Origin of the sequence: Novipirellula sp., from assembly GCF_041583735.1 — a bacterium.
GTDB lineage: Bacteria > Planctomycetota > Planctomycetia > Pirellulales > Pirellulaceae > Novipirellula.
Genome location: NZ_JBFHFD010000264.1, coordinates 1 through 10,866, shown reverse-complemented (window position 1 = coordinate 10,866; position 10,866 = coordinate 1). Strand labels below are relative to the sequence as shown.

Genomic DNA, 10,866 nt, shown 5'->3' with positions numbered 1-10,866 from the left:
TCGGCCGACGAAGCGTGTGAGTCCGGTTTGATTGACAAAGTGGTCCACAAAGCGGGCCAAGTCTACGCAGGCCGCAGCAGCGGACCAACGACAGCGGAAATCCAGCACCCGCGGCAACTTGTTTGCCGCGGGTCCCGCGTCGACCGCCCCCTTCGTCTAGCGGCCCAGGACGCCGGACTCTCAGTCCGGAAACAGGGGTTCGAATCCCTTAGGGGGTACTTGGGGCTTGATCGAGCCTCAGCCAGGTTTGCGTGTTTCCAGCGAGACGATTCTCACAAAACGGCAGCGACTTACCCGCACCGCCTTTCTTTTCATCGATCTTGGAGGCGATGTACGCTATGCTTTTAGCAGAGCGCACACCGCCCCCCCATTAGCGGCTACATCGATTCCACCGCTTTATCACTGCGAGGGGGCGTTCTCGTTTTCTGATCTTGATCCAAGGAGACTCGCCATGCCTCACACAATCTTGTTTGCAAAGATGAAAGGAAAGTGGGAAGGCACCTGTCGGACTTGGTTCCAGCCGGGCCAGATCGCCGACGAATCTCCCATCCGCGGCGAGATCACGCGAGTGCTCGAAGGTAGCTTTCTTCGCCATACCTACCAAAGTTCGATCCAAGGCAAACCCCGCAGCGGCGAGGAACTAATCGCCTTTAATGTGATCCTGCAGACCTTTCAGTGCTCGTGGATCGATGATTTCCACATGAATGATGCGATCATGTTTTCGCAAGGCCCGGCATGCAAACACGGTTTTTGTGTGTTCGGCGAATATGACGTTGCCGTCAATCATCCCAAATGGGGCTGGAAAACCGAATTCGAATCGCATGATGACGACCACCTCATGATCACCGCCTACAATGTTCACCCCGAGGGGATGGAAGCCAAAGCGGTCGAGACGATTTACCACCGCGTGCACTAAATATCACCGCGTCAAATCGAAGTTGGTCCAGAAACAGCCATGCAAAACACGATCAGCATCCAGATTGACCGCAACATCGACGACGTATTTCGGCTCACTCACCAGCACGTGGCTCAGTGGAGCATCATTGTGATCGAAGACGAAGTGATTGAGGAAAAACCGGGCGGCGTCGGAACCACGTTCCGTACAGTGACCGAGGATCATGGCAAACGAATGCAGTTTGCGGGCGTCGTGACGCGTCACGAACCGCCGTACGTTCACGCGATCCACATGACAGGCGAGATGTTCGACATCGACGCGGAGTACGTTTTCAACGAATCAAAAGGGCGTACCCGAGTCACTCAGAGAGCCAACGTGACGGGGAAAGGCATCTTTCGCTGGATCATGTTGTTGTTTGGCTGGATGATGAAGCGGTCACACTGCAAGGCCAGTGAACTGGAAATGCAAAGCTTAAAAAAGTTTTGTGAAACCGCTGCATAGCCCGGCGATAAGCAGCACCTACAGCGCGTACCACCAAATCCCCAAGAAGTGCGACGTCGCGGCCATCATCACAAACAGATGCCACCCGGCATGCAGGTACTTGATCCGGGAATCGTTGATCAACAGCACAACGCCCATCGAATACAATACGCCTCCGGTAATCATCAGCGACACCAGCGGTGCGGGAACGTATCCCGCTAACGGAATCGCTGGCAACCAACCAAGCAACAGATACGAGATGGTGCCAATCGAATTGACTCGGTGCCGCAACAAGACTTTGCCAAAGAATCCAACCGCCGCCGCGACCCAAATCGCGATCAATAGTGGATCCCGAACGCCATCGGGCGCGTGAGCATAGATGATGGGTGTGTATGTCCCCGAGATCATCGTGTAGATCATCGCTTGATCCCAGGCTCGCAGATTATCGAGCATCGGTTGGCGAAAAATTAGATGCGACAATGTCGACGAGACAAACGTTCCGATCACCGACGCCATGTAGGCGGCCGCGGCGATCGCCGCCCCTTGGCTGATGTCCAACGCAGCCCGCACAAGAAAAGCGGCCGCAATCGTCGATACGAGTGCGGCGATTCCGTGCGTCAGCGCATTGGCCCATTCCTCGTCGAGCTTGACCGGAGCGTCGCCGATGTCCAACGTCTTTGATTCCAACGTTTTCACTTGATCCACTTCAGGTCTCGCATCCATAGAGTGAGTAGTTCGGGCCACGCATCGGTTTGCTGGTCGTTGGGACGCGAACCAAATCCGTGCCCTCCACTACCAAACACATGCAGCGCGGCATTGATTCCGTGTTTTTGAAGTTCTGTAAATAATGTCACACTTCCCAAGCAACTGATGCGATCATCACGAGCGTGGGCAAAAAACATCGGCGGTGTCTTTTCGGTGACTTGGATGTCATCGATCAATGTCGATGTATCGTCCTTCTCGACAAGCCAAGCGGGGTAAACCAGCACGGCAAAATCAGGGACGTAGTTCGCAGCATCGTGGTCATCGATCGCGTCATAATATCGCTTGCTCGCCGTTGCCGAGCGAGCCGATGCGTTGCCACCTGCGGAAAATCCGAGCACGCCCACACGCTTTGCCGAAACCCCCTCGACCACGCCGCTGCGAACCATGCTGATCGCGCGTTGGATGTCCTGGACTGCGGGCTTCCAATTCTCGTCTTCACTTCGTGTCGGAACGCGGTACTTTAATACGACGGCGGTAACGCCAATTTCCTGAAGCCATTCCGCGATCTCGGTCCCCTCGAGATCCCAGGCCAAAATGGAATACCCGCCGCCGGGGCAAACCACGATCGCGGTATCCGATTTCACATCGGCCTTGGGATGGTAGACGTACAACTGTGGCGTCGAAACGTTCCCGATCCGAGTGACGTATTTTCCTGCAACCTGACGACTGTTCTCATCGCTGGTATCTTTCTCTGCTTCGCTAGGTGGCGTCCACGCAGGCGGCTCACTCGGCCATACGTTCACGATCGCATCGGGCGACGCCGTGGCTGCGGCGGCTACGGCAGCAGGGGTTTCCGCCTGCAGTGACCCTGTGAATACGATCAAACCAAGGATCATTAGAGAGCGGGCAGTGAGAGCGTGGGCAGTGTTTTTCATGATTCTCTCGGAGGTATAGCAAGGAAGGGGAGCGGAGGGGAGCGCCGAGGCCCGCAGGCCCGTGCGTCTGAAACGATAGCATTGCAGACGCAGACACGCGTCCAATTGTCTTCGCCCGACCACGGATCGGGCAACCCGCCAGCGAAAAAGATACACTAAGATTACGTTTGTATTACATCCATCCTTTGTCTGGAAAATAAGTTTCCGCGGGGTACCCATCACGTGCCCAACGACTTCGCAGCCAACCTGGAACGACGGCTCCACCGGCTCGAAGTCTGCGCAGCGACCTCGCTGCACGCATCGGAAATCCACTCCTGCGATTCCCTAGCCACGGCGTCCTGCTTGGTTGGTATTACGGCCAGCCGCCTGGGTCGCGATCCTTATTTACACCGCTGGGTCTGTCAATTTTTGTCCCGCCGGATGCTCGATCTTCGCCACAGCGAGTCGACGTTGGTGGTCGCAGCAGGCTCGGCGATCGACCCGCTGGCGAATCGCGCCGCCGAGCTGTTCCACGTCCCGATCATCCGCTTGCTGGTGAACCCAGACGATGTCAGTGCGTGCGATCATTCGGGCGTCTGCCGGATCCAGTCCACCGAACCGCTATCCAGGGACGCGGTGTTGATTGGAATCGCTGATCGCGTCGATGCGGTTTACGTCCGCCCAGGCGGCAAGATTGAAACGAACCTGAAAGCTCGGATTGCGGCACTACGCGATACATCGACACGCGTCGCGGTGATCGCCGACATCCCATCGGCCGCACCCGAGTTGATTGCCGACGGCGCGATCGGTTGGTACCTGAGTCGCCCCGAACGGGCAACCACCGAAACGCATGATCGTGTCTCGATTGTTCGTAGGGATCGCGGAACGATCAACGACATCGCCTGGACACGTTCGGACGGCCAATGGTTGACGCACACCACTCGCGGTTGCGATGGCCCCTGGCCTGGGCAAACCGACCATCAATACCAAGACGAACTGCTGCTGAATCGGATCACAGACAGTGCATCACGGATCCCCAACAGCGGCCCCCTGCAAACGCTTGCCCGCATCGTCCGCAGCGGCGTGATCGTGGCCAATGCCATCACCAGTTCGAAAAAGTATCCGGTAGTCTGTTTCTCGGAAGTCCCGTTGGCAGACCGACTGCACAAACGCAAGTATCGTTCGCACCTTGGTCGCTGGGATGACGAGCCGTATGGAGTTGCGATCCGTTTGGATGCCGCCAAGCAACTCGGATTGAAACCGGTCATCTATGGTGATCCCAAACAGCGAAACCAGCTCGCCGCGGAGGATCAATTTCGCTTTCAAGCCAAAGGAAAGACGTTCGATTGGACACGCGAGCGTGAATGGCGATCCGATCGGTCGGTCGACCTGCGAGCATTGGACCGGCGTGACGTGCGAATCTTTCTGCCCTCGGCCGAGGAAGCGGCAATGCTGCGTCCGATCGCCGATTGGGAAATCACGCTGCTGGGCGACGAAGAGGCTTCGATCCAACCAAAAACGTAGCCTGTCAAATTTTGCGAATCGCAGCATCAGCGAATTTGACGAACTCGGTGGCGTTTCAAAAGCCACCGCGATTGTCTACGCTGTGCAGCAAACATTCCACTACGCATCGACGGCTTTCCCAGCACGTCACGGATGAATTCTTCACCAGAGAGACAAATCATGCTTCATGCAGTGATCATGGCGGGCGGCAGCGGCACACGATTCTGGCCAGCCAGTCGAACGCTTCGCCCCAAGCAATTGCTAACACTGCACGGGGACCGCACGATGATCCAATCGACCATCGACCGACTGGGGGACCTAGTCCCTGCGTCGCGGCAAATGATTGTCACGAACAAAGTATTGGTGGATGCGATCGCAGAACAGTTGCCGTCGCTGTTGCCGAAAAACATCGTCGGCGAACCGTGCAAACGCGACACTGCCCCTTGTGTTGGACTCGCAGCCGCGTTGATTCATCACGAAGACAACGATGCAATCATGGCCGTGATGCCCTCGGATCACGTGATCACCTCGCACACGGCATTCCAAGCCGCCATCGCCGCCGGCGAGGCCTTGATCAAAGAAGACCCAACGCGAATCGTGACGTATGGAATTCCGCCCAAGTACGCGGCCGAGTCGTTCGGCTATGTAGAACGTGGCGAACCGATCGCCGCAGAGGGCGCGTCGGTGTTCCAAGTCAAACAGTTTCGTGAAAAGCCCGATGCCGAAACGGCTCGTCGTTATCTCGAAGCGGGATCGTTCTATTGGAACAGCGGCATTTTCTTGTGGCGTGCATCGACCATCCTCGACGCTTTGCGAAAGAACGAGCCTGAGATGTATTCGCACATCGCCGCGATCGCGGATCGCATTGGCAAACCCGACTATGCCGCAACACTCGAGAAAGAGTTTGCAGCGATCCAAGGCAAGTCGATCGACTACGCCGTCATGGAACAATACACGAACGTCGTCGTGATCGAAGCCGAATTTCCATGGGATGACGTCGGCAGCTGGCAAGCGTTATCGCGACTTCACGAGCCCGATGCTGCTGGCAATACGGTTGTCGGATCCCACGTTGGCATCGACAGCCAAGGCTGCATCATCAACACTCATGATGGCCATACCGTGGTCACGATCGATGTGGATGATTTGATCGTTGTACAAACCCCGGATGCAACGCTGGTCGCCCCAAAACACGCCGAAGAGCGAGTTCGCGAAGTCGCAAAACAGCTGAAAGAAAAGGGTCTCGAAGGCCTGCTGTAGCCCGCACGATCCACTGCTCGTGAAATGGGCTGCGACAACACCAAGCCGTGAAGCACGGCCGAATGGAGGCAAGACGCGAGACATAAGACGCGAAAGATCAAACTACAGTTTATCGCCTTGCGTATAATCTTTCGCCCTCGTGTCGAGCTCAAAATGCAGACCGTCCGAGGTGGTCTTGGAGCGAACGTCTTCTAACATCAAGGATCGATTTCCTTTCGGACGCTCGACAACAATCCGAGCACGATCCAGATCCCCTGGAACCGAATAGTATTCAAATTTGCCCTCCTGGTCGGTCAGCTCTGGAGCCCACCGCGAGAAGAGTTGATCCATCGAAGTCGGCTTCGAGCTGATCGTTACAAACGCCTTCGCCAGCGGTTTTCCGTTGACCTGAACGCGACCGGTAACTTTGATCGCCTTTGCCATTTGCAAAGTGATCTGCGGCTCGCCCTTCGCTTCCAGAGTGAGCAAGTGGTAGGCCGAACTAAAACGCCGACCACGCTCGTATAACGCCCGCAAGAACTCCTCGCGTGCCAGCGGATCCGCCGGAGCATCGTCAACCATTTCCATGATCTCTTCGGTCTTCAACTCGGCACGAAGTGCAGATATTGCTGCCAGCGTCCAGGAAACATCGTAGAGCAACAATTCGCAGCGGCCATCGGCATCCGTCGTTTGCGGCACCGCCAGTTCCATCGGTACCCGAAATTCTTTTCCGTTCTGATGAATGATCTGCTGATAGCGAGCGACCACCGATGCGTCCGCGACCGGATCTCCCTGATCGTCAACAACCCGTATCGAAATCCGATTTGGTCCATCCGCGAAAACGTCGGTTGGAATCGCAAGCAATAGTACCGAGATCGCAATCAAGTGAATAGGAAACCCCATGACACTGCCCTCGACGAAGATTCAAATGTCATCCCGACCGCACTCTCTGACACGACCGCCGACATTCCTAATGGATTGAACGAACCGCGACAAATCCGAGAGACGATTTTAGCCGATTCCGCGGCGAGGAGGCAAATTTAGGTCTCACGGAGCACTCCGCCCGCTGAAATTTGCTCGTACGATCGCTTCGAAAACAGGTGGAGAGTGCCTTGCGTCCATCGGCGTACGATGCTGCGACCCTGTTCACCCGACCGCCCGCAAAACAACGCATTTGGGGAGAGGAAGTTGATCCGACACGCTAGCAAGAAAGTCGGGGAACTTACTCGGAATGAAGTCGGCGATTCAACTTGGTGAAACGGACGGCGCCGACCACGCCGATCACAAATCCGATCACAATCAGCGGCCATGCGATGATGTGATAGATGAGCGTGACGGAAAAGAACTGCAGGATCGATACTCCGGTGCCCGCGACCATCAAGGCGGTTCGCCCATAGGCCAGTAACGTGCGTTCGTTGGCGAGGTCAGTGCGAATCAAATTCAAATCCTCACTCGAGACTTCATGGTGCTCACTCATGACTTCTTTGACTTGACGGCAAGATCCAACTTGGCTTCGAGCTTGGCAGCCATTTCGGCCTGCTCCTTCAGCTCTTCTTCGCTGGGTTCCGTCTTTTCTTCTTCACGCGCCGCATCCTCTTCGATCGCTTGCATCCGCTTCCTTGCTTCGTTGAGCAACACGATCCCCTCGTTGAAACAGACAAATCCGATCACCACAATCGCGATGGCAGCGATGTAGCGGAGCGACCAAGTCGTGAACATGATCATGGCCACAGCACATAGGATCGCCACTCCGGTTTGAGCGAACTTTGACATCGCTTTGATCTGTGTATCTCGCGTTTGCACTCGAGTGCTACGAGAAATCGCATTGCGAGCCGACTGGTTGGCCAATTCTCGCATCGCTGACAGATTGCTTGTTTTCTCAGGGGCCTGCGAACGCGGAACCATCGGTTCATCAGGATCAATGTAAGTCGACTCGTCGGCATCAACCGTCGTCGAAGCGACCGTGGTGGTTCCGAGTGCGGTCGCCACGGCTGCCGAACTGGTGTCCGATGTCGATGTCGATGTTTTGCTGGTCTTGCTGACCGTGCCCGTTTCACTGGGCTGTGTTGATTCGCCCTGAACCCGCTTCAACAAGCGGTTCATATAGGCTTCGATCGAATCCTCGTCCTCGTCTTGGCCGCCGGCTGGTTCACCGTCTGCGACCACCGTTTCGCTGGACATCACCGTGGCATCTTCTGCAAAAGTGGGCTCGTCTTGGAAATCGTCATCCGCATCCGCGTCACTGTCATCCGCGTTGCTGTCTTCCGCATCGTCAATCGACGTAAGCTCTTCGAGTCGCTCACTGGAATAGGCGTCTGCTTCGGCTTCGTCGACGTCGGATTGGCCAACAATCGCTTCATCCACGCTGGCTTCGTCGAGCAACGCGTCTTGGGAATCGCTATACGACCAAGCACTAGTGTGCTCGACCACCTCGGAATCCAATACTTGCTCGGCATGCGGATCAACCGCGTCGGATTGCAAATCGCGATCCAGCGATTCGGCTTCGCTGAACATCGAAGTCGCTTCGACCGCATCTAATGATTCATGCTCGTCGTGGGTTTCGTCCGTGTCGACCACGGCATCAACGTTGTCCCAAGGCTGTGATCCGTACGATGCGTTATCCGCTTCGATGTCTTGGATCAACTGACTCGCCAGCGATCCCATCGAAGCATAGGGTTCGTCGTCATCGTCGTCGTTGTCCTGCGATTGGGACTGCGAAACCGCGTCGATGTCCTCAGGGGACTCCATTTCATCCGCGGCGTCACTGTTCTCCTGCGAATCACAGTAATCTTGCGAATCACTGTAATCTTGCGACTCGTCACGCTGGTACCCACTGGACTGCGAGGACCAAATATTCTCGGAACCCGTGGTCTCGTCGGCAACCTCGTCTCCCATCGTGACCGCGTCATCGTCCATCACGGACTCGGCATCCGCCTCAGCGACTTCGTCAAACAACTGAGAAGGCGTATTCCAAGTGCTGACCGAGACGTTGACGTCATCGTCATCGCTATCGTCGTACGATGCATTCAGCTGCGCGTCGTCTTGCGCCGCCGATTCTTCGATCAATTGCGAAGGCGTGTTCCAGACACTTACCGAAACGCCAGTTTCTTCTACGTCATGATCCTCATACGACTGATGCAACTCGGGTTCGTCGGCGGCGGTCGAATCATCAATCGGTTGCGAAACATCCGCCCAGCTTACCGAGGACGTCGCATCGGATTCGCCATCCGCGACATCCTCATTGAGATTCGCGTCACGAATAGCCCCTTCGCCAATCGGCTCTTCGCTTAGCAGTTCGGACGGGGTCCCCCAAGCACTCGAGGTCACCTCTTCGGCCGACGGATCGTCGTCGACGTTGGAAACCTCCGCCACATCGTCGCTGTTATGTGAGGACGATTCGACGATATCCGCAGACTCTTCGATCATCCACTGAACCTGCTCGCCGGGTGCAGCGGGCTGCTCGTGACTTTCCAGCGACGGTGTTTCATAGGTCGGCCAAGCCTCGTTGTCCTGTTCGTAAGCCGACAGCGATACCGGATCGGTGTCATCTTGACTGGCAAACGTCGGCTCTTCACCTGCTTGGAAACCGACCGCATCATGGTCGACCCAACTATCCACCGTGGACTCGTTGGCTGTCGATTCGTTGGCTGTCAATTCAGCAGCAGCAGTGGATTCAGCAAGCTCGCCATCTTGGGGCACGTCCCGCTCGATCACACAGTCCCGCTCGATCACACAGTCCCTATCGATCGCGGACTCATCTGATCCCACCGCGTCACTCCACTCGGACGACGATGAAACATCGACCAGGCTGCTGGAGTGCTCAGGGACGCTGGGGTCCTCAGGGCGGAGGGGGCGTTCAGGGACACTGGGGACCAAATCCAGCGCGGGGTAGGGCGACAAAGCCGACGACACACTCCGCGGCGTATCGTGATCCAGGGCAGGGCGGTCGACGAACGCGTCTTGCAGTTCCGCAATCGCTTCTTCGTATTGCGCCCGCATCCGGCTGAGCTGTTCGGTGGTCGCTCCCAATTCGGCAGACACCAAATCGAAGGCTTCGGAGGTGGGACGCACCTGGATTTCAGCAAGTGCTTGATCGCGTTGCTTTGTCATTTCGTCGATCCGATGCGTCACTTCATTGTTGACGTCACGCAGTTCCGACAATTCGCGATGTGCGTTGGCCAGTTCGACCGACAACGCTTCGACCGATTGGTGCAACTGTTCGGCTTCGGCCAACCAGCTGTTGCGATCTACTTCGTGGCGTTCGCCATTTTCAGCGAGCAGCGTCTCGAGTTGCTGAATCGTTTCGCGAGCTTCGCCATAGTTGCTGCGAAGTTCCGAAGATTCTGCACTGGCGCGAACCACGGTTTGCTGTAACTCTTCGATTTGATCCCGCAGCTGCTGAGCGACAACTTCACTTTCAGCCACGATGCGTCGTTCGGATTCTCGCTGGCTACGAATCGCATCAAGTTCGCTGGTGATTTCCGCCAAGCGAGCTTCAGCATCGGCGCGGCGAGATTCACTTTTAACGCGTTCTTGAATCGCTTCGTCTCGAGATTCTTCGAGTTCGCGTTGAATGCGGCGATGCTCTTCGCGATTTTGAACCTCTTCGCGAGTCAGCACCTCTTGGTTTGCCGATAGCGTTTCGAGCTGTTCGTTCAGCTTGTTGAACTGCTCACGCATGCGGTGAATCGCATCGGTCGCCGCCTTCGCTTGCTGTTGCGACTGCGTCAATTGCCGAGCGGCTTCCTCGACTTGGCGACGGTAATTTTCCTCGAGACTCTGGAATTCGACCTCACGCTTGGCCAACATTCGCTGATTCGATTCGTTTTCCTCGAGCAGCCGCGCGACCTCGGCTTGCTTTTGCTCGTACTTGGTCTGGATCGTCCGCGAGTTGGACTCTTCGGAAAGCAAGCGTGCTTCGCGTTTGTAGAGGTCTTCGGCGCGAGTCCACAGTTCGGTTTCACGGCCACGGAGTTCGTGTTCACGTTGCGAACAATGGGATTCACGACGCTCGCATTCCTCTTGACGTTTTCGCCACTGCTGAACTTCGCGACGCAGTTGTTCACGCCAGGCCGCGTCTTCGGCCATCGGCACGTTGGGGGCAAAGTCGCGACGAGGCGTCGACGGAGCCGC

9 protein-coding genes and 1 tRNA gene are annotated in these 10,866 nt (G+C 56.3%); 5 read left to right on the top strand and 5 right to left on the bottom strand.

Annotation, left to right across the window (positions count from 1 at the left end; genetic code table 11):
* Positions 1-145: 145 nt before the first annotated feature.
* The 3 genes from ABX962_RS19025 to ABX962_RS19015 all read left to right on the top strand — a co-directional run bounded on the left by ABX962_RS19025 (position 146) and on the right by ABX962_RS19015 (position 1,396).
* Positions 146-218: transfer RNA gene (locus tag ABX962_RS19025), tRNA-Glu, on the top strand.
* Between the two features lie 233 nt (positions 219-451).
* A complete protein-coding gene (locus ABX962_RS19020) occupies positions 452-916 on the top strand; it encodes a DUF1579 family protein (protein ID WP_372721612.1) in 465 nt (154 codons plus the stop codon).
* Between the two features lie 39 nt (positions 917-955).
* Positions 956-1,396 carry a hypothetical protein gene (locus ABX962_RS19015; protein ID WP_372721611.1) on the top strand — a complete coding sequence of 147 codons (441 nt, stop codon included), beginning with the start codon at positions 956-958 and terminating at the stop codon, positions 1,394-1,396.
* An 18-nt stretch (positions 1,397-1,414) separates the two neighbouring features.
* Here the strand turns inward: ABX962_RS19015 and ABX962_RS19010 are convergent, their stop codons facing one another.
* Both ABX962_RS19010 and ABX962_RS19005 read right to left on the bottom strand, forming a co-directional pair.
* Positions 1,415-2,098, bottom strand: a complete 684-nt coding sequence (locus ABX962_RS19010; protein ID WP_372721610.1) for a hemolysin III family protein — start codon at positions 2,096-2,098, stop codon at positions 1,415-1,417.
* Positions 2,068-3,015: an alpha/beta hydrolase gene (locus tag ABX962_RS19005; protein WP_372721609.1), complete on the bottom strand. Its 948-nt coding sequence runs from the start codon at positions 3,013-3,015 to the stop codon at positions 2,068-2,070. Before ABX962_RS19005 ends, ABX962_RS19010 begins: the two co-directional genes overlap by 31 nt.
* Positions 3,016-3,357: 342 nt before the next feature.
* Between ABX962_RS19005 and ABX962_RS19000 the strand changes: the two genes are divergently transcribed.
* On the top strand, positions 3,358-4,518 hold the full coding sequence (locus ABX962_RS19000; protein ID WP_372721608.1) for a hypothetical protein: 1,161 nt from the start codon (positions 3,358-3,360) through the stop codon (positions 4,516-4,518).
* Positions 4,519-4,677: 159 nt separating this feature from the next.
* Entirely contained in the window at positions 4,678-5,754 is a 1,077-nt protein-coding gene (locus ABX962_RS18995) for a mannose-1-phosphate guanylyltransferase (protein WP_372721607.1), read from the top strand.
* Between the two features lie 102 nt (positions 5,755-5,856).
* On the opposite strand, the gene ABX962_RS18990 is transcribed toward ABX962_RS18995, so the two are convergent.
* The 3 genes from ABX962_RS18990 to ABX962_RS18980 all read right to left on the bottom strand — a co-directional run.
* Positions 5,857-6,636: a hypothetical protein gene (locus ABX962_RS18990; RefSeq protein WP_372721606.1), complete on the bottom strand. Its 780-nt coding sequence runs from the start codon at positions 6,634-6,636 to the stop codon at positions 5,857-5,859.
* Positions 6,637-6,955: 319 nt separating this feature from the next.
* Positions 6,956-7,210 (bottom strand): DUF202 domain-containing protein, encoded by a 255-nt coding sequence (locus ABX962_RS18985; protein ID WP_372721605.1) that lies wholly within the window; start codon positions 7,208-7,210, stop codon positions 6,956-6,958.
* Positions 7,207-10,866: hypothetical protein (locus ABX962_RS18980; RefSeq protein WP_372721604.1), on the bottom strand; the 3,660-nt coding region annotated here is incomplete at its 5' end. The genes ABX962_RS18985 and ABX962_RS18980, both read right to left, overlap by 4 nt.

What these genes read in the sequence shown, in the direction of transcription:
- ABX962_RS19020 (WP_372721612.1), top strand. Translation starts at nt 452, where the DNA reads ATGCCTCACACAATCTTGTTTGCAAAGATGAAAGGAAAGTGGGAAGGC.
- ABX962_RS19015 (WP_372721611.1), top strand. Translation starts at nt 956, where the DNA reads ATGCAAAACACGATCAGCATCCAGATTGACCGCAACATCGACGACGTA.
- ABX962_RS19010 (WP_372721610.1), bottom strand. Translation starts at nt 2,098, where the DNA reads ATGGATGCGAGACCTGAAGTGGATCAAGTGAAAACGTTGGAATCAAAG.
- ABX962_RS19005 (WP_372721609.1), bottom strand. Translation starts at nt 3,015, where the DNA reads ATGAAAAACACTGCCCACGCTCTCACTGCCCGCTCTCTAATGATCCTT.
- ABX962_RS18995 (WP_372721607.1), top strand. Translation starts at nt 4,678, where the DNA reads ATGCTTCATGCAGTGATCATGGCGGGCGGCAGCGGCACACGATTCTGG.
- ABX962_RS18990 (WP_372721606.1), bottom strand. Translation starts at nt 6,636, where the DNA reads ATGGGGTTTCCTATTCACTTGATTGCGATCTCGGTACTATTGCTTGCG.
- ABX962_RS18985 (WP_372721605.1), bottom strand. Translation starts at nt 7,210, where the DNA reads ATGAGTGAGCACCATGAAGTCTCGAGTGAGGATTTGAATTTGATTCGC.